The sequence below is a fragment of the Asanoa sp. NPDC050611 genome, assembly GCF_040654855.1.
Taxonomy (GTDB): domain Bacteria; phylum Actinomycetota; class Actinomycetes; order Mycobacteriales; family Micromonosporaceae; genus Asanoa.
Genome location: NZ_JBFAIU010000012.1, coordinates 1 through 17,878 on the forward strand (window position 1 = coordinate 1; position 17,878 = coordinate 17,878).

Here is a 17,878-nt window from a genome sequence, read left to right on the forward strand (position 1 = left end):
GGCTGCGGGCGACGTTGTTGGGCCGGTAGCCGAGCTGGCGGATGGCCTCGCGGACGGTCTCCTGGGTGGCCTCGGCGACCCAGCGCTTGCCGGAGAGCACATGGGACACCGTGGTGGGGCTGACTCCGGCCAGCTTGGCCACCTGCACCAGCGTCACCCGGCCGTCGTCGGACGGGCCGGCGGCGCGCGGCGGCTCGGACATGCCTGCAGACGGTAGCAAAGCGATTTCCCTCCGAGCGGCCGACGAACGGATCGTTGCGTCCGATCTCTTGACAACGACTGATCGGACGATGACCCTAGCCACCAGTATGCCAAACGATTTGCATGCGGGTTACGCCTGTGATTCGTCGATAAAGACTTAGGGAGCTGATCCGATGACGCATCGCCTGTCCCGTAGGTCCCTGGCAACGGTGGTGGCGACGACGACCGCGGCACTCTTGCTGGCCGCGTGCTCGACCGGCGGCGACTCGTCGACCGACAAGGGGGCCGGCGAAGGGCCGGTTCCGGAGCCCACCTCCCCCGTGACCATCTCCTTCGCGTCCTGGGTCGGCGCGGAGCCCGACATGAAGACCCTGGTCGACAAGTTCCAGAAAGAGCACCCGAACATCAAGGTCGAGCTGCAGAACGTACCGGCCGAGGAGGCCAACGAGAAGCTCACCGCCCAGGTCGCCGGCGGCAATCCCCCCGACGTGGCGTTCATCGACGCGAGCACGACCGCCCAGTTCGCCTCCCGCAAGGCGCTGGTGAACCTCGACAACTACATCTCGCGCAGCGACGTCGTGAAGGCCGACGCGTACGTGCCGGCGTTCAAGACCTTCGTGACGTACGAGAACGGCATGTACGGCCTGCCGTTCGACGGTGAGTCGACGGCGCTGTTCTACCGCACGGACCTCTTCCAGGCGGCCGGGATCTCCGCACCACCGACGACCTGGCCCGAGTACGAGGACGCCGCGCGCAAGCTGACCGACCCGGCGAAGCGCACCTACGGCCAGCCGCTCTTCGCGCCCGAGGCCGCGTACTACTGGTACCCGTGGCTGTGGCAGGCCGGCGGGAAGCTGCTCTCGGAGGACGGCAAGTCGGTGCTGTTCAACTCGCCGGAGGCCAAGACCGCGGCGGACTTCTACGTGAAGCTGGCCCAGTACGCACCGAAGGACTACCTCAACTCGAACTCGTACGACGGTCGCCAGGCGTTCGCCAACGGGCAGGTCGGCATGTACGTCGCCGGATCCTGGTTCGCGGGCACCCTCGGCGACGAGTTCCCGCAGATCGACGGCAAGTGGTCGGTGGCACCGCTACCCAAGGGCTCGGCGGGCTGCGGCACGACGATCGCCGGCGACGCGCTGGTGCTGTTCAGCCAGGGCAAGAAGACCGACGCCGCGTGGAAGTTCATCGAGTTCCTGAGCCAGCCCGACAACGTCGCCCAGTGGACCTACAAGTCCAAGGCCGGCACCACCCTGCCCCCGATCAACAGCCTGCTCGAGTCGCCCGACCTCGTGGCCACGAAGCCGATCCTCAAGGGCTTCGCCGAGGCGATGCCGTGCGGTGTCAGCCAGGTCGTCGCCAACCCGGACTGGCCCAAGATCGAGGAAGCGCTCAACGAGGAGCTGGGCAAGGCGATCTACGGCGAGCAGACCGCGGCACAGGCACTGGACAACGCGGCCGCCGAAGCTGAAAAGATCATCAGGTGAGTGGGCGGGGGCGGGGCGCCCGGCGTGGCGTCCTGCGGGTGATGTGGCGGGAGCGGTCCGCGTACGGGTTCCTCGCCCCCGGCCTCATCCTGTTCTCGATCTTCACCGTATTCGCGCTGCTGTTCGCGTTCTACCTGACGTTCCGCGAGTGGAACATCCTCGAGCCCGAGAAGCCGTTCGTCGGGCTGCAGAACTACCAGGACATGGTGCAGGACGAGGACTTCCGGCGTTCAATCATCAACACGGCGTACTTCACCGGCGCCTCCGTGCCGCTGGGGATGGCCCTCGGCCTGGCCGTCGCGCTGCTGCTCAACCAGCCGATCCGCGGCCGGGGCCTGCTGCGCACGCTCTACTTCCTGCCGAACATCACGCCGTTCGTGGTCGCGGCGATCATCTGGAAGTGGCTCTACAACGGCGACTACGGCCTGTTCAACTTCTACCTGCTGAAGACGCACCTGATCACGCAGCCGCTGGTCTGGCTCTCCGACAAGAACCTGGCGATGCCGGCCGTGGTGCTGATGAGCGTGTGGGCGAGCGTCGGCTTCTCGATGGTGGTCTACCTCGCGGCGCTGCAGGCGATCCCGAACGACCTCTACGAGGCGGCCCGGATCGACGGCGCCGGCGCCTGGGCCCGCCTGCGCTATGTGACGCTGCCGATGCTGGCACCGTCCACTTTGTTCCTCATGGTGATGGGCATCATCGGCTCGTTCCAGGTGTTCACCCAGATCTACATCATGACCAGCGGCGGGCCGCTCAACCGCACCACGACGATGGTCTATTACATCTACGAGGCCGCCTTCAAGTTCTACGAGATGGGGTACGCGAGCACGCTGGCGTACGCGCTGTTCCTGCTGTTGTTGGTGTTCACCGCGCTCCAGCTGCGCCTCTACCGGAGGGCTGACCTGTGACGGCCGTCGTCGACCGACCCGCGCCCCCATCGCCGCCCACCCTCGCGCCGAAGCCCCGGGGGCCGGTGTGGCGGCGGCGCGCGTTCCTCGGCTTCTGCTACCTGGTGCTGGTGCCCGGCGCGATCCTCTTCGTGGCACCGTTCGCGTGGCTGGTGTCGGCCTCGTTCCAGCACGTCGGCGACATCTTCTCGTGGCCGCCGCAGTGGATCCCGAAGAACCCGACGCTCGACGGCTACAAGGGCTTCTTCGGGATCGGCAAGGCGGGCGAGCTCGCGGAGGGCAGCGAGGGCGCGTGGCGGTGGTTCCTCAACAGCGCCTTCGTGGCCGGGTCGGTGACGACGCTGCAGCTGTTCTTCAACTCGCTGGCGGCGTACACCTTCGCCAAGCGCCGCTTCCCCGGCCGCAACATCATCTTCATGGTCTTCCTCGCGACGATGATGGTGCCGCCGCAGGTGACGCTGATCCCGAACTACCTGGTGCTCAAGCACGTGCCGTTCTTCGGCGGCAACGACATCATGGGCCAGGGCGGCCACGGCTGGCTGGACTCGTACTACGGCCTGATCCTGCCCGGCGCGGTGAGCGCGTTCGGCATCTTCCTGCTGCGGCAGTACATGCTCGCGATTCCCGACGAGCTCCTGGACGCGGCCCGCATCGACGGCGCCGGGGAGTTCAAGGTGTTCTGGAAGGTCGTGCTGCCGTTGTGCGGTCCGGCCCTGGCGGCCACGGCGATCTTCACCTTCACGTACGCCTGGGAGGACTTCCTCTGGCCCTTGATCGTGGTCTCCAGCTCGGACCACTACACGGCGCCGCTGGGGTTGGCGCTGTTCGTGGTCAAGAACCGCACGTCGTGGAACCTGCTGATGGCCGGCTCGGTGGTGGCCACCCTCCCGATGGTGGTGATGTTCCTGATCTTCCAGCGGCGGTTCATCCAGGGGATCTCGATGACGGGGCTGAAGGGCTAGGTCCGCATGCCGAACAGGTAGCGGGTGATCCTGGTGCGGCGGACCAGGAACTCGTAGGCGGCGATGGTCAACGCCAGCGAGGGTACGACGACGGCCAGGTATTTGACAGGGATCGGCGCGTCCCACCGGACGACGCCGTAGGCGACGGCGACGACGATGGGCTGGTGCAGGACGTAGAGCGGCAGCGCGGCAACCGCCAGGTAGTGGTACGCGCTGCGTAGTGGGCTGCTCCGCTCGTCTTTGGGTTCGGGTTCGGGTTCGGGTTCGGTCGCGGTCTCGGCCCTGAGCCCAGGTTCGCGCTTGCGTTCGGGATCGATCTCAACGTCGGACCGGGAGCCGGGCACGGACCCGGAGCCGGGTCCGGAGCCGGGCACGGGCCCGGAGCCGGACACAGACCCGGAGCCGGACACAGACCCGGAGCCGTCCACAGACCCGGAGCCGGACACAGACCCAGGGACGGCCACAGACCCCGAGCCGGCCACAGACCCAGGCACGGCCACAGACCCCGAGCCGGCCACAGACCCAGGCACGGCCACAGACCCCGAGCCGGCCACAGACCCGGAGCCAGGGACGGCCACGGAGCCGGACACGGACACGGAGCCAGGGACGGCCACGGAGCCGGACACGGACCCGGAGCCAGGGACGGCCACGGACCCAGACTCGGCCGGAGAGGCGAGTTCCTCCGCAGGCACGAGTTCGGGTTTGACGTTGCGGCGGTCGAGCAGGCCGAGGATCGCCACGACGATGCACCAGCCGGCGAAGCCGAACAGCGCCCTGGCGACGACGGCGTGCGCCGTCATCGCGGTGAACGGGTCGTCGCCCGCCGTCAGCAGCACCGGCCCGGTCACCGCGAACACCGCGCCACCGACGACGGCCGCCAGCACGCCGTCGCGGCGCATCGCCACCCGGAACCGCTCGTCAGCGGCCAGCACGAAACCACACAGGAAGAACAGCAGGTAGGCCCACCGGCTCCAGCCGGCGAACGCCTCCTCCATGCCGACCCAGGCGCAGATCGCGGACGTGGCCAGGGCCGGCAGCAGCACCACCCCGCGCCGGCCCACCGCGCCGGCTAGTCGGTCCTTGACCCCGCTGGCCCGCGGCATCCAGCGCACCGCCACTGCCAGAAGCAGCGAGAACGTCAGCAGCAGGACGACGAACCAGAGATGCCCGGTCTCGAAGTAGTCGCCGCCCACCACGAACGGGAAATCGCCGAGATCCGGCCGGACCGTGTAGAACTTCGGCAGGAAGGCCGCATAGCTCTCGTGATAGCCGGGGTCGGCGGCCTTGATCCGCAGCCAGACCGGCACTGGCAGGAACGTGAGGATGGCGAACAGCAGCGGCACGCCGAGCCGCTGCAGCCGTTCCCGGGTGAAGCCGCCAGGCCCGCGTCGGGCCATCGAGTGCCACGAGCCGAAGCCGGCGATCAGGAACAAGGCCGGCATCGCCCACACCACGGCGAAGCCCGCGATGACGGTGGTGACGCCGGTCGTCTCCGGGTTCTTGACGTAGAAGTCGTCGTTCGCGTCGAACACCAGCGAGGCATGGAAGAACACCAGACCGACCACCACGAGCGTACGGATCGCGTCCAGCTCGGGTCGTCTGTCTACTGTGGTCTTCCGTGCGGTGTCGTCGACGGTCACGCGGTCCAGGATGGCACCGCCGGCCCGGTCCGTCAGCCCCGTTTCGACTGGGTGGCGAGCCAGGTCTCGAACGTCGTCGGCGCGATCCGCGCATCGTCACCGGGCAGCCGCACGTCGCCGGCCATCTCCACGCCGAGCGGGCTGTCCCGCCAGCTCGCGATGAGCCGGACCTCGTCGCCGCGGGCGGTGAGCGTACGCCGGGCCATGTCGACCAGATCGTGCGTCTCCGGCCCGGCAATCTCGATCGTCCGGCCCACCGGCTTGCGCACCGCGACCTCGGCCAGCAGGTCGGCCACGTCGGCGACCGCGACCGGCTGCACCAGCAGCGGCGGCACCACGGCGCCCGCGTCGGTGCGGGTCCAGCCGACCACCTGCGCGGCGAAGTCGAAGAACTCGGTCGCGGCGACGATCGTCCACGGGATCGCGCCGTCGGTGACCAGGGCCTCCTGCACCCGCTTGCCGGCGTAGTGCGCGTTGCCCTCGACCCGGTCGACGCCCACGATCGACAGCAGCACGTGATGGCCGACGCCCGCGCGCTGCTCGGCGATGAGCAGGTTCTCGGTCTCGGCCGCGAAGAACTGCTCGGCCGCCGCCCGCTCGGCCGACTCGAAGCTGACCACGTCGATCACGGCGGCGACGCCCTCCAGCGCGGCGTCGAGCCCGGCGCCGGTGGTGACGTCGACCCCCGTACGCCGCGAAACGACGACCGGTTCGTGGCCCTTCGCCCGCAACGCGTCGACCGTGTGCCGCCCGACCAGACCTGTGCCGCCGATGACTGCGACTCGCATGCGCGTACCCCCTTGTCAGCTGTTGATTTTCCTCCGTGCCCGGGTCGTTCGTGGTTTGATCGGGCATGATCACGTCGCTCGCACAGCGGATCTACGAGAAGCGGCTGCGCCGCGCGCTGGCCGTCGTCCAGCGGCACGTCGCGATCGTCACGGACGGCAACCGGCGATGGGCGCGCCAGATGGGGTACGCGGACGCGCGCACCGGCCACCGCCACGGCGCCGCGCACCTCGAGCGGGTGCTGGGCTGGTGCGACGAGGTCGGGATCTCGTGCGTGACGGTGTACGCCGCCTCCGCCGACAACCTCCGCAAGCGCGCCGCGGGCGAGGTGGGCCACCTGTTGCGGCTGATCGAGGAGGCGTGCCGGGAGCGGCTGGCGCGGCCGTCGAGCCCGTGGTCCGTGCGGACGGCGGGACGGATCGACATGCTGCCGGATTCGACCCGGTTGGCGCTGAAAGAGGTCGGTGAGGCGACGCTGGACCGGCCGTCGACGCTCACGGTAGCCCTCGGGTACGACGGTCGCGAAGAGGTGGTCGAGGCCGTGCGGCGGCGGCTGGCGGAGGCGGCCGCACTGGGCGAGTCGGCGTCGTCGCTGGCGGAGCGGTTCGCGCCGGACGACATCGATGTGCACCTTTATACGAGCGGTCTGCCGGACCCGGACCTGGTCATCCGCACGAGCGGCGAGCAGCGGATGTCCGGTTTCCTGCTGTGGCAATCGGCGTTCTCCGAGCTGTACTTCTGTGACGTCTACTGGCCGGGCTTCCGCAAGGTCGATTTCTTGAGGGCACTTCGGGCGTACGCCGGCCGCATGGGCGCGGCCACCGATTGACGGGCTCCCCTGCGTGCCCGCCCGCGCGAGACACCCCCGCCGCGCCGCCCGTCCCCTGGATTTGTCGTACCGGGCCGCTAGGGTCGTGGTGTTCGTCCGATGCTGTTCATGGGGGCCATCATGTCCACGACCGTCGATCCCGCGCACGCCGCGGCCTTCGACTCGCGCGCCGACTACACAGAGGCGGTCGAGCGGGTCCGGGCGGCCGCCAGCGACTACTACTCGGGTTCCACCCTGGCCATGGACGACGCCACCTACGACGCGCTGATGGCCCGCATCGCGGCCACGGAGGCCGCGCGTCCGGAGTGGACGGTCGAGGAGTCGCCGACGGAGACGGTCGGCGCGGGCGGCGGCGTGGTGGGCGACGTCCCGCACACCACCCCGATGCTCAGCCTCGACAACGTCTTCGACGCCGAGGGGCTGCACAAGTGGGCGGCGCGGCTCGACCGCATCCTCGGGCGGCCGGCGGCGGGCTACACGGTCGAGCCCAAGATCGACGGGTTGGCGATCTCGGCCCGCTACGCCGACGGCGAGCTGACCCAGGTGATCACCCGCGGTGACGGCCGCGCCGGCGAAGACGTCACGGGCCAGGCGCGGCGCGCGGTGGGCCTACCCCATCGGCTGTCGGAGCCGGTCACGCTCGAGATCCGCGGCGAGGTCTTCATGACGGAGGCCGACTTCGAGCTGGCCAACGAGCTACGCACGGGCCACGGCGAGCCGCCGTTCGCCCATCCGCGCAGCGCCGCGGCCGGCACGCTACGCGCGGTCGACCGCGCCTACTCGGCGCCGCTGTCGTTCTTCGCATATGCCGTGCACGGCCTCGACCCGACGGCGCACCTGTCCCATTCGGGCGCGATGTCCTACGTGGCGTCCCTGGGCGTCTCCACCACGGCCGGCTCGGGCGCCGGCATGCCGTTGTGCGCCACGATCGACGAGGTGGTCGCGGCGATCGAGGCCCTCAACGACAAGCGCCTGACCCTGGGCTTCGGCGTCGACGGCGCGGTGGTCAAGGCCGACAGCGACGCCGACCGCACCGACGCGGGCTCGTCGAGCCGGGCGCCGCGCTGGGGCATCGCCTACAAGTTCCCGGCCGACACGCGCACGACGACACTGCTGAGCATCGAGGTCCAGGTCGGCCGCACCGGCGTGATCACTCCGGTCGCGGTCCTGGAGCCGGTCCAGATCAGCGGCGTCACGGTCACGTCGGCGACGCTGCACAACTTCGACGACCTGACCCGCCGCAACGTCCGCGCTGGCGACACGGTCTTCGTCCGCCGCGCGGGCGACGTGATCCCGGAGGTCACGGGCGCGAAACTCGACGAACGCCCGGAAAGCTCGGAGCCCTTCACTCCGCCGACGGAGTGCCCTCGCTGCGGCGGCGAGATCGACCGCTCCCAGAAGCGCTGGCGCTGCACCCGCGGCCGCGCCTGCGGCGCGCACGAGTCGCTGGCCTACTACACGGCCCGCACGTCGATGGACATCGAGGGCCTAGGCGACAAAATCATCGACCTCCTGGTCCGCGCGGGCCTGGTCACGGACCCGGCGGACCTCTACGACCTCGACGTGGCGACGCTGAAACCGTTGGACCGGATGGGCGACGTCTCGGCGGGCAAGCTGGTGGCCAACATCCAGGCGTCGAAGGCCCAGCCCCTGTCGCGGGTCCTCACGGGCCTGGGCCTACGCATGACGGGCCGCTCGATGTCCCGCCGCCTGGCCCGGCACTTCACCACGATGGACGCCCTGCTCTCGGCCACGATCGAAGATTTGCAGACGGTGGAGGGCGTGGGCCCGGAGCGAGCGTTGACGATCGCCGCGGAACTGGTCGAGCTCCGCCCGATCATCGACAAACTGACCACCCGCGGCGTCAACATGACGGAGCCGGTCGACCCGACCGCCCCGACGACCTCGGACCCGGAGGTCGCCGCCGCCGCGCTGCCCCTACGCCGCCCCGACGGCACCCCGATGACGGTGGTGGTCACGGGCGCGGTCCCAGGCCTGACCCGCGACGAGGGCAACGAGGCAGTGGAACGCCTGGGCGGCAAGTCATCGGGCTCGGTCTCGAAACGCACGGACCTGGTAGTCGTCGGCGAGGGCGCGGGCTCAAAGGCCACAAAGGCCGAGGACATAGGCATCCCGATCCTGCCGGCGGAGCGTTTCGCGGACCTGTTGGCGGCCCACACCTCCGGCGACACCGCGCGCGCGGCGGCGCTGTTGGAGGAGGCCCTGCCAACGCCGGCTTAAGGCCGCGTTTCCGACCACCCGCCACCGGGCGGCGGGTCGGCTCGGCGCACCCCGCCGGTGGCGAGTCGACCCCGGCGCACGCCACCGGCCGCCGGTTCGGCCCCGACGCACGCGCCACCCATCGCGGTTCGCCCTCGGCACGCACGCCCCGGGCCGCCGATTCGGCCTCGGCGAACGCGCCACCAGCCGCGGTTCCGCCTCGCGGCACGCGCCACCGCAGTTCCGCCTCGACGCACGCGCCGCCGGTCGCAGTTCGCCCTCGGCGCACCCCGCCGGCCGCCCGCTGCGGGGCGGTGATCGGCCTCGGAGCACGCCCCGCCGGTCGCAGGTCGGCCTCGGCGAACGCAGCGCCAGTCGCGGGTCAACCTCGGCGCACGCGACGCCGGTGGCCAGCTCGAGGAGTGATCCGACTGGACGTTGTCGCCCCGTGTGTCACGCGGCCTGACCAAACGCTTGACTCGCGTCGAGACTTGGGCGTTGGCCTCCTTGCCAGCCGCGCTGGCTGCGGTTGCCGGCCTAGACCCCCGTGGCGTCGGCACGCAGTCGCCGCCACACCTGCACTTGCGGCAAAAGGCTGCGCCCAGGCGCTGCGGCTCTCACGACGCGGTCTTGTGGAGTTTGATGATGCGCCCGGTGATCGGGTTGGCGATCGCGCGCAGGTAAGCCAGCCCCACCTCCGCCCCCGTCACCGGCGGGAAGCCCGGAAAGAACGGGAAGTACTGCGGCGACTCCGCCAGCACGGTCGGGCTGACGCAGTTGATGCGCAGGCCGCGCGGCAGTTCGGTGGCCGCGGCTTTCACGAAGCCCTCGACCATGTGGTTCACGGTGGACCCGAGCGTGCTGTTCTGGGTGTACTCGTCAGCCAACACACCAGAGACCAGCGTGAACGAGCCGCCGTCAGCGATGTGCGGCAGGGCCGCGCGTACCAGGTTGATCTGGCCCATGCCCTTCCCCGCGATCGAGTCGGCCCACTGTCGATCGGTGGCTGCCGCCAGCGGCCCCCCGAACACCGGGCCCGCCGCGCTGGCCACGGCGTCGAACGGGGCGAGCCGGGCGAAAAGCGCGTCCAGGCTCGCCTTGTCGGTGATGTCGGCCTGGTGCGTCCCGGAGGTCCGCCCGACGGTCACCACCTCGTGCCCGTGCGCATCCAAGGTCTCCTGCACCGCGGCCCCGATCGCCCCGCTGCCGACCACGATCACCTTCACGCCTGACCTCCCCAATAGCCCCGAGCGGACATCCCCGAAAACTACCGACGCCAGGCGGCCGGCCCGGAATGCGGGTGACCGCGGATCACGTGCCTGCGATGATCAGCTCATGGACCTGCGACCGTTGCCGCGTTGTCCGGAGTGTGGGTGGCGGCGGCCCGGGCGGGCGCCGTCCTGCCCGACCTGTCTGCGCTGGCTCGACGACGACATCCAGGCAGCCTGGCGCGCGGCCTTGCGCGAGTACGAGGTCGCCGACGACGACCTGCCCGCGTTCGCGGCCACCATCGCCGCGGACCCGCGCGGGGTCGGCTGGCGCGTGCTCGACGGCGCGCTCGACCACACCACCTGCCCGTCGTGCGGCGACCGGCTCGGGTCCGGGCCCGTCGGCTGCGGCGAGTGCGACACCGCGCACGACTGGCGCTGGCTCGCCGCCGAACCGGACCGCCAGGGCGTGCCGCCGGGCAACGAGCACGCGATCCGCGTCGCCACCGCCGTGGCGCGCGTGCCGCACCGGTTCCCCCCGCACATGGTCCCCCGCTACGCCGTGACCTTGCCGCTGCTGATCGCCGGTGGGCTCCCCGCCGGGAGCGACGCCCGCGCCGCCGACCGCTGGCTCGACAACGGCGGGACGCTCGAGGCGTTGGATGCCGCGGCCAGTACCACGGAAATCGCCGAAATGGTCCGCATTCCGATCCCCGGTTAACCTGCACAATGGGCAAAGAGCAGGGCCGATTACATTCCGTACCCAGGAATTGGCGTTTGACGAACTGAGTCCCATCGTCCACAGCGTCACCGTCGACCGGCTTCGCAACGCCGACCACGTCGACCACAGGCCGGCGGCCGCGTGAGCGCGGGAACCGTCCTGATTGGCGCATCCCAGTAGGACCATCGTGGATTTCGTTCCAGCCAAAGGACTTCCCAAAACGAATCCGGCCGACAAACGCGAAGAACAGTCACTTACTGCCGATCGCTCCTGCTACAGTCGTGGTTCGCTGGGAAACGTCGCCGGAAGTCCGCGCAGGGGGCGATGAAATGCCACGTGCGGTCTCGGCCGGCGCGCAGCCGCTGGCCTCCGCAATTCCGGCCGGGCTTTTCGTCCTGGCCGGTCTGCTCGCCGCAATCGCATATATCGTCGTCGGCAACGCCGTGGTCACCGGCGCCGTCTTCACCGCCGTCGGCGTGGGTGCCGCCGCCGCTCTGGTCGTCGGGCCCCGCATCAACCACGCCCGCCCGAGTTGGCCGTGGTACCTGCTGGCCGCCGCGTCCGTGCTGTTCGCCGTCGGCGCCATAGTCCGGCCCTGGTCCGCTGAGCAGGACGGGGCCGTCCAACTGACCAGCGATGCCTTCACAGTGCCCGGATACGTCCTGATGTTCGTGGCGCTGGTCGGCTTCCTCCGGATGAAGCACGGGCCCAAGCGCCACGCCGTCATCGACGGCATGCTGATCGGGCTCGGCGCGGGTCTGATCTTCGCGCTGATGTTCTCCCTCCCGGCCGCCGACATCGCCAACCGCTCCGCCGCCGTCTCCACCGTGGCCGGGCTCTACCCGATCTTCGACCTCGTCCTGGTCCTCCTGGTCGCCAACGTCGCGTTCACCACCTCGATCCGCGGCCCCAGCTACCTCATGCTCATCGGGTCGATGGTCCTGTTGCTCGCGGGCGACATCGGCTACGCCATCATCGGCGTCAACGGCACCCTCAGCGGCAACCGCTGGATCGATCTGCCCTTCCTGTTCGGTTTCGTGCTGATCGGCGCGTGCGCCCTCCACCCGTCCATGCGCGGCATCGGCCGCCGTACGCCGCTGCCTGTCCAGGCCTGGTCCTGGCGCCGCCTGTTGCTGATCATCCCGGCGCTCGCGGTGCCGTTCGTGCTGACCGCCGCGATTCCCGACCAGAGCACGCTCGACAGGGTCGTCATCGCCGTCGGTGGTGGGCTGATGGTCGCGTTGCTGCTGTTAAGGGCGGTTTCCGCGGTTCAGGCGTACGCGGCGGCGCAGCGCGAGTACGAGTACCAGGCCACCCACGACCACCTGACCGCCCTGCCCAACCGCGCGCTGCTCGTCGACCATGTGGGCCAGGTACTCGCCGCCCGGCCGGACCAGGACCGTCCACTGTGGTTGTTCTTCCTCGACCTCGACGGGTTCAAGCTGGTCAACGACTCGTGGGGGCACTACGCCGGCGACCGCGTGATCGTCGAGGTGGCCCGCCGCCTGCGCCGCACGGTGCCGGCCGGTGCCGCGGTCGCGCGGGTGGGCGGCGACGAGTTCGTGATCGCGCACTCCTCCACCGCCGACGAGGCGATCGCGCTCGCCGAGCGCATCCTGGCCAGCCTCACCCTGCCGCTCAAGGCCACGGCGTCCGACGTCGTGGTGTCCGGTTCGATCGGCATCGCCGGCTCGACCTGCGCGGGCGCGCCCAAGACAGAGACCGAGGCTGACGACGTACGCGACGCGCACGCCGCGGGTTCCGCGCTCGTCACCGCCGAGGGCCTGCTGCGCGACGCGGACACCGCGATGTACCAGGCGAAGGCCGAAGGGCGCGGCCGCTGGGTGCTGTTCGACACCACGATGCATGATCGGGTACGCGACCGGATCGACATCGAGCTGGCGCTGCGGCACGCGCTCGCGCACGATCAGCTGCGGCTCGCGTACCAGCCGATCGTCCGTCTGGGCGGCGCCCGCCTGACCGGCGTCGAGGCGTTGATCCGCTGGGAGCACCCGGTCAAGGGCACGATCGCGCCGACCAAGTTCATCCCGGTGGCCGAGGAGACCGGGCTGATCACGGACCTGGGCCGCTGGGTGATGCGCGAGGCCCTGCGCCAGCTCGCCGAGTGGCGCAAGGACGACGTGGTCGCCGACGACTTCTGGCTGTCGATCAACGTCTCGCCGCGCCAGCTGCGCGACCCGCGCCTGCCGGGCGAGCTGGCCGAGGCCCTCGTCGAACACGGCCTGGACGGCGCGTCGGTGATGCTGGAGATCACCGAGTCGGTCATGGTCGACGGCTCGCAGGTCACGGACCAGGTGATGGCCGAGCTGCGCGGCCTGGGCGTGCGCCTGGTGGTCGACGACTTCGGCACGGGCTTCTCGGCGCTGGGCTACCTCCGCCGCCACCCGGTCACGGGCGTGAAGATCGACCGCTCCTTCGTCGGCGGCCTGGGCACGAACCCGGAAGACGAGGAAATCGTCCGCGCGGTGGTCGCGATGAGCTCGGCCCTGGGCCTGACGGTGGTAGCAGAAGGCGTCCAGACGCAGGCGCAGCGGGACGTCCTACAGGCGCTGGGCGTGGTGTACGGCCAGGGCTGGCTATGGGGCCGCCCCCAGGACCCGGAAACCTTCGCCCGCCTACGCCGCCCCGCCACCATCGGCCGCGGCGCCGACCTGGCCCGCACCCCGCGCACAACACCGGACCGCCCGACGTCGTTCCCACGCCTGGGCCCGGCGCCGGCGAGCCCGGACCCGGAGTCGGTGCGGCGGCTGCTCGCCCCGATCCCACCGGATCTGCCGGCCACCCCGACGGCCGCGACCCAGAACGGCGCCGACCATCCAGCCGACGAACCGTCGAACGGCAACGGCTCGCGCCGACCTGCCGCGCGCGGCGACGGCCCGCACTCAGCTTCTGACGAGGACGCGGCCCGCGGTCCCGAGAGCGCGGAGCCGACACAGTCGGTGCCGCGGATGCCGGTCAAGAACCGCCGGCGGTCGGCCGGTGACCTGCAGACCGCCGGTCCAACGGACGAGGTTCCCCCAACCGCCGACGCGGTCGAGGTCTCACGCCGCATGTCTTCGACACCGGCGGACTCCACGGCCGCAGCCCGCCCACGAATCGAACCCAACGAAGGCTGACAACAGCGACCCGGCGTCGACGAGCCTTCGCGTACGCGGGACGAGCCCCCGATCGACGACAGAAACGGCGTAAGTGCACGGAGTCGCCCGCGCCGTCGGACTGAAGCTTTTGGGCCGAGGGCGTCATTTAGCCCGCCAAGACCGCTGTCGCTCGGCTCGCCGCCTCCTCGGTCGGTCTGCCGTCCCAGCGGCGTCGCCGGGGCGGCGACCTCCTGCAGGGCAACGCTTCGGCAGCCTGCCGGCCGACCGCATTGACCGGTGATCGCGCGGCCGCGCAGAGCAGTCATCGCGGCACGGCGCGGCCCCGGCAATCGCGGAGCGCGAAGCGCCCGCCGCCGGTGCTTGCAAGCCTTGCCGGTGAACCGGATACCGATCGACGCGGCGACGCCCGGCAAGGCGGTCGTCGCGTGACTACCCGGAGAGTGCCGTGATCGCGGCACCGCGCAGGTAGCAGGTCGTCCCGAACCGCAGGGAGCGGTCATCGGCACCGCAAGAAGGTCACCACCGCACGACCGTGCCGGCTGCCGGTCATCCCGGACGCACGGAGCGCTCATCGCGGCACCACGCAGGCAGCAGGTCGTCCCGGACCGCAGGGAGCGGTCATCGGCACCGCGAGAAGCGGTCACCACCGCACGACCGTGCCGGCTGCCGGTCGTCCCGGACGCGGAGCGCTCATCGCGGTACCGGGCACAGCGGTCGTCGCGGCATCGCGGGAACGGTCACCGCACGACCGTGCCGGCCGCCGGTCGTCCCGCACCCCACGGGGCGGTCATCGCGAAAGCGCGCACAGCGGTCATCGCGGCATCGCGGAACCCGTCACCGCACGACCGTGCCGGCCCCCGGTCGTCCCGCACCCCACGAGGCGCTCATCGCGAAAGCGCGCACAGCGGTCATCGCGGCATCGCGGAACCCGTCACCGCACGACCGTGCCGGCCCCCGGTCGTCCCGGACCGCGCGGAGCAGGCATCGCGGACCGCGCACAGCGGTCATCGCGGCATCGCGGAACCCGTCACCGCACGAGACCGTGCAGGCCCCCGGTCGTCCCGGACCGCGCGGAGCAGGCATCGCGGACCGCGCACAGCGGTCATCGCGCGACCGCGGAGAGCACGCCGTGTGGTTAGGACGCGGTGGGGAGTTCCCAGGACCAGAAGGCTTGCGTGTCCAGGCGGGTCGGGACCACTTCCGGGGTCAGGGCCGTCAGCGTCCGGGTGATCGCGGCATCCAGTTGGCGTGACTCGTTGCGGGCGCAGAGGTCCAGGGCCGCGACCCCCGCGTTCGCGCGGACCACCCGCCACATGCGTTCGATCATCGCCTCGAAGACCCCCGACCGCCGCTCAGGGGCCGCAATGGCGATGAAGCCCAGGTACCAGATGCGGCGGTCCTTGTAGTGGTCCGGCCAGCGGTTGGCGAAGTACTCCGGCGAGATCAGGGGCATCGCGGTCAGGTCGTTGGTTAACGTCGACAGGCCCGCGAGGTCGCCCGTCGGGGACACGGCCACGTACTTCTCCACGCGGTCGTCCGACATGATGTCGTCGAACTCCGTGCGGTAGAGGACGTGGCGTTGGACCGCCGCCTGGCGAAGTTCCGCGAAGGCGTCCGTGTAGAGGTGCCAGGCCTCCTCGCGTCGGGTGCCGGTCAGGACCTTTTCCACGTCGACGTGCATACCGCCTGCTCTCGATCAACGATCGACAGGCAACGCTACCCAACGTGAGGAATTGTGCAAGGTCGAAGTCGGTGTCTGATTGCTCACTCGGGTTCGTTGTCGGCGTTTCCGCCGATCACGTACGGGGTCGTGTAGCCCTCGTACGCCAGGTGCGCGACCATCCCGTCCGCCGCGTGCGGCAGGTTGTGGCAGTGGTCCATCCAGATGCCCGGATTGTCCGCGCGGAAGGCGATCACATACGTCTCGCCCTCGTCGACGTCGAGCGAGTCCGTCCACCATGGACTCCCGGTCGACGCCACCCCGTCGCGGGACAGCACCAGCGCCACGTGCCCGTGCAGGTGCATCGGGTGCACCTCACCCGAGTCGTTCTTGATCGTCATCCGGACGATGTCGCCCTCGCGGACCATGAACATCGGCACGTCGGGATAGAGGTGGCCGTTCATCGTCCAGAACAGCCCCGGCCGCCCGTCGACGAAGCCCGGCCACCGGTCGATCGTCAGCGCGAAGTCGCGGTCGAAGTGGCTCGTGTCGAGCGACACCGGCGCCGGCGTGCCGTAGGACAGCAGGTCGACCAGCGCGGTGGGCGCGGCAGCGGCCGGCGCCGCGGCACCCTCCGGACCGAGCACGAGCGACGAGCCGGCACCCAGGTCGACCCGGACCGCGCCACCACCGGCCGGCGGCGTCACCTCGAGATCCGCCCGCCCACCCGCGGCAACGGAGAGCCCGCGATCGGAGACCAACCCCGGCTCGTGCAGATCGTGACCGTCGACCGCGAGCACCCGGTAGGGCGCGCCCGCCACCGACACCCGCAGCGGCCCGCTGTCGGTGTTGACCACCCGCACGCGTGTGGCCACCCCCGTCGGCGCCGTGGAGCGCCGCTCCCCCGTCGCACCCTGCACGGTCCGCCGGCCGTCGAACGTGTGCACCTGCGCCACCACGTCCGCCGGAGAAGCGGCACCCGGCGGCAGCACGACCAGCGCACCGAACAGGCCGCCTTTCACCTGTTCGTGCGACACCTGGTGGGAGTGGTACCAGTAGGTCCCCGCCTCCTCCACCCGGAACCGGTAGGTGTGCCGCCCGCCGACGGGCACCGCGTCCTGGGTAACCCCGGCCACGCCGTCCTCGGCGTTGGGCACCCGCACACCGTGCCAGTGCAACGCCACGCCGTCGGGCACCGACTCGTTGACCAGGTCAACCTGCACGAGGTCACCGACCGTGGCCCGGATCTCCGGCCCCGGCGACGACCCGTTGAGCGTGTAACCCGCGACCGACTCCCCGCTGGCCAGCGTGAACGACTGCTTCCGGGCGGTCAGGGAGACCGCGACCGCGGGCGTTCCGGACGGCCCGGTCAAGGTTGCGACCGAGACGCCACCGTCATGGTGATGCCCGCCCACCGGCACCGCACCGCCGCCGTAGTCGGCGTAACCCATCGACATCACAGAGTAGGAGGACGGCAACCGGCTGGCGTACCAGAGATAACCGAGCGTCCCGACCAGCACCAGCGACAGCGCGATCGCACCCCACCGCAACGCCTGCCGGACCCAGCGCCGTCGCACCGGCCCGGCGGCCTCCGCACCGCCGGACGGTGGCGCCGCCACCGTGGCCTGGGCAGCCTCGTCCGCCCCGGCCGAGCTGGTGGAGCGCTCGGCCGGGTCGTCAAGCGCCGTCATGCGCCCGCGCGAACCCCGGCGTCACCGGCCGTCGCGGCGACAGGGGTGTCGGAACGGGATGCGCGGCTGCCGGCCATCCCGGCGACACCCGCGATCGCGAACGCGTTGAGCGCGTGGAGGATGCCCACGACGGGCGCGCTGAACGAGGCGAAGGCCAGCGCGATCTGTAGGACCACCAGGCCGACCACGGCCCAGGCCAGAGCCACGCCGCCGCGCACCTTGGCGAAGAACGAGATGATGCCGAACAGCAGCGCCAGCACCGGGATGATCATCATGCCGACCACCGAGTGGATGGCCGCGCCGGCGTTGGCCTCGGTGTCCTCGGTGAACGGGACACCGTCACCGGCCTTGTTGATGATGTCGAACGCGCTCCAGGCGATGACCAGGACCTGCACCACCACACCGAGCGCGATCAACCGGGACAGCCACACATAGAGCGAGCGCAT

Annotated in this window: 14 protein-coding genes; 7 read left to right on the plus strand and 7 right to left on the minus strand. The window is 70.6% G+C overall.

Annotated features, from left to right (window positions below):
* The coding region (locus tag AB0H87_RS03590; protein ID WP_360138953.1) for a LacI family DNA-binding transcriptional regulator at positions 1-202 on the minus strand (202 nt) is incomplete at its 3' end.
* 172 nt (positions 203-374) lie between these two features.
* On the opposite strand from AB0H87_RS03590, the gene AB0H87_RS03595 reads away from it, so the two are divergent.
* From AB0H87_RS03595 to AB0H87_RS03605, 3 genes are read left to right on the plus strand one after another with little or no spacing between them, the layout of a single operon-like run.
* On the plus strand, positions 375-1,688 hold the full coding sequence (locus AB0H87_RS03595; protein WP_360138956.1) for an ABC transporter substrate-binding protein: 1,314 nt from the start codon (positions 375-377) through the stop codon (positions 1,686-1,688).
* On the plus strand, positions 1,685-2,596 hold the full coding sequence (locus AB0H87_RS03600) for a sugar ABC transporter permease (protein ID WP_360138959.1): 912 nt from the start codon (positions 1,685-1,687) through the stop codon (positions 2,594-2,596). The genes AB0H87_RS03595 and AB0H87_RS03600 overlap by 4 nt, the downstream gene beginning before the upstream one ends.
* The gene (locus AB0H87_RS03605) at positions 2,593-3,558 is read left to right on the plus strand and encodes a carbohydrate ABC transporter permease (protein ID WP_360138962.1); all 966 of its coding nucleotides are present in this window, start codon (positions 2,593-2,595) and stop codon (positions 3,556-3,558) included. The genes AB0H87_RS03600 and AB0H87_RS03605 overlap by 4 nt, the downstream gene beginning before the upstream one ends.
* Here the strand turns inward: AB0H87_RS03605 and AB0H87_RS03610 are convergent.
* Together AB0H87_RS03610 and AB0H87_RS03615 are read right to left on the minus strand one after the other, a co-directional pair.
* The gene (locus tag AB0H87_RS03610; RefSeq protein ID WP_360138965.1) at positions 3,555-5,198 is read right to left on the minus strand and encodes an acyltransferase family protein; all 1,644 of its coding nucleotides are present in this window, start codon (positions 5,196-5,198) and stop codon (positions 3,555-3,557) included. The two genes, AB0H87_RS03605 and AB0H87_RS03610, sit on opposite strands and share 4 nt — an antisense overlap.
* A gap of 32 nt (positions 5,199-5,230) precedes the next feature.
* Positions 5,231-5,986, minus strand: coding sequence for an NAD(P)H-binding protein (locus AB0H87_RS03615; RefSeq protein WP_360138968.1), 756 nt, complete (start codon positions 5,984-5,986; stop codon positions 5,231-5,233).
* A 65-nt stretch (positions 5,987-6,051) separates the two neighbouring features.
* Here AB0H87_RS03615 and uppS point away from each other — a divergent pair, with 65 nt between their 5' ends.
* Together uppS and ligA are read left to right on the plus strand one after the other, a co-directional pair.
* Positions 6,052-6,813, plus strand: coding sequence for a polyprenyl diphosphate synthase (gene uppS / locus AB0H87_RS03620; protein WP_360138971.1), 762 nt, complete (start codon positions 6,052-6,054; stop codon positions 6,811-6,813).
* 120 nt (positions 6,814-6,933) lie between these two features.
* Entirely contained in the window at positions 6,934-9,054 is a 2,121-nt protein-coding gene (gene ligA / locus AB0H87_RS03625; RefSeq protein WP_360138974.1) for an NAD-dependent DNA ligase LigA, read from the plus strand.
* Positions 9,055-9,650: 596 nt separating this feature from the next.
* Here ligA and AB0H87_RS03630 read toward each other — a convergent pair.
* Entirely contained in the window at positions 9,651-10,259 is a 609-nt protein-coding gene (locus AB0H87_RS03630; RefSeq protein ID WP_360138977.1) for a short chain dehydrogenase, read from the minus strand.
* 109 nt (positions 10,260-10,368) lie between these two features.
* Between AB0H87_RS03630 and AB0H87_RS03635 the strand changes: the two genes are divergently transcribed.
* Positions 10,369-10,962 (plus strand): hypothetical protein, encoded by a 594-nt coding sequence (locus AB0H87_RS03635; protein ID WP_360138980.1) that lies wholly within the window; start codon positions 10,369-10,371, stop codon positions 10,960-10,962.
* A 329-nt stretch (positions 10,963-11,291) separates the two neighbouring features.
* The gene (locus AB0H87_RS03640; RefSeq protein WP_360138983.1) at positions 11,292-14,099 is read left to right on the plus strand and encodes an EAL domain-containing protein; all 2,808 of its coding nucleotides are present in this window, start codon (positions 11,292-11,294) and stop codon (positions 14,097-14,099) included.
* A 1,117-nt stretch (positions 14,100-15,216) separates the two neighbouring features.
* Here AB0H87_RS03640 and AB0H87_RS03645 read toward each other — a convergent pair.
* From AB0H87_RS03645 to AB0H87_RS03655, 3 genes are all read right to left on the minus strand, one after another.
* On the minus strand, positions 15,217-15,762 hold the full coding sequence (locus tag AB0H87_RS03645) for a hypothetical protein (RefSeq protein WP_360138987.1): 546 nt from the start codon (positions 15,760-15,762) through the stop codon (positions 15,217-15,219).
* 83 nt (positions 15,763-15,845) lie between these two features.
* The gene (locus AB0H87_RS03650; protein ID WP_360138990.1) at positions 15,846-17,432 is read right to left on the minus strand and encodes a multicopper oxidase family protein; all 1,587 of its coding nucleotides are present in this window, start codon (positions 17,430-17,432) and stop codon (positions 15,846-15,848) included.
* Positions 17,429-17,878, minus strand: coding sequence for a hypothetical protein (locus AB0H87_RS03655; RefSeq protein WP_360138993.1), 450 nt, complete (start codon positions 17,876-17,878; stop codon positions 17,429-17,431). The genes AB0H87_RS03650 and AB0H87_RS03655 overlap by 4 nt, the downstream gene beginning before the upstream one ends.

Excerpts from the sequence above, each read along its gene's own strand:
- AB0H87_RS03595 (WP_360138956.1), top strand. The coding sequence starts at position 375 with ATGACGCATCGCCTGTCCCGTAGGTCCCTGGCAACGGTGGTGGCGACG.
- AB0H87_RS03615 (WP_360138968.1), bottom strand. The coding sequence starts at position 5,986 with ATGCGAGTCGCAGTCATCGGCGGCACAGGTCTGGTCGGGCGGCACACG.
- uppS (WP_360138971.1), top strand. The coding sequence starts at position 6,052 with ATGATCACGTCGCTCGCACAGCGGATCTACGAGAAGCGGCTGCGCCGC.
- ligA (WP_360138974.1), top strand. The coding sequence starts at position 6,934 with ATGTCCACGACCGTCGATCCCGCGCACGCCGCGGCCTTCGACTCGCGC.
- AB0H87_RS03635 (WP_360138980.1), top strand. The coding sequence starts at position 10,369 with ATGGACCTGCGACCGTTGCCGCGTTGTCCGGAGTGTGGGTGGCGGCGG.
- AB0H87_RS03640 (WP_360138983.1), top strand. The coding sequence starts at position 11,292 with ATGCCACGTGCGGTCTCGGCCGGCGCGCAGCCGCTGGCCTCCGCAATT.
- AB0H87_RS03645 (WP_360138987.1), bottom strand. The coding sequence starts at position 15,762 with ATGCACGTCGACGTGGAAAAGGTCCTGACCGGCACCCGACGCGAGGAG.
- AB0H87_RS03650 (WP_360138990.1), bottom strand. The coding sequence starts at position 17,432 with ATGACGGCGCTTGACGACCCGGCCGAGCGCTCCACCAGCTCGGCCGGG.
- AB0H87_RS03655 (WP_360138993.1), bottom strand. The coding sequence starts at position 17,878 with ATGCGCTCGCTCTATGTGTGGCTGTCCCGGTTGATCGCGCTCGGTGTG.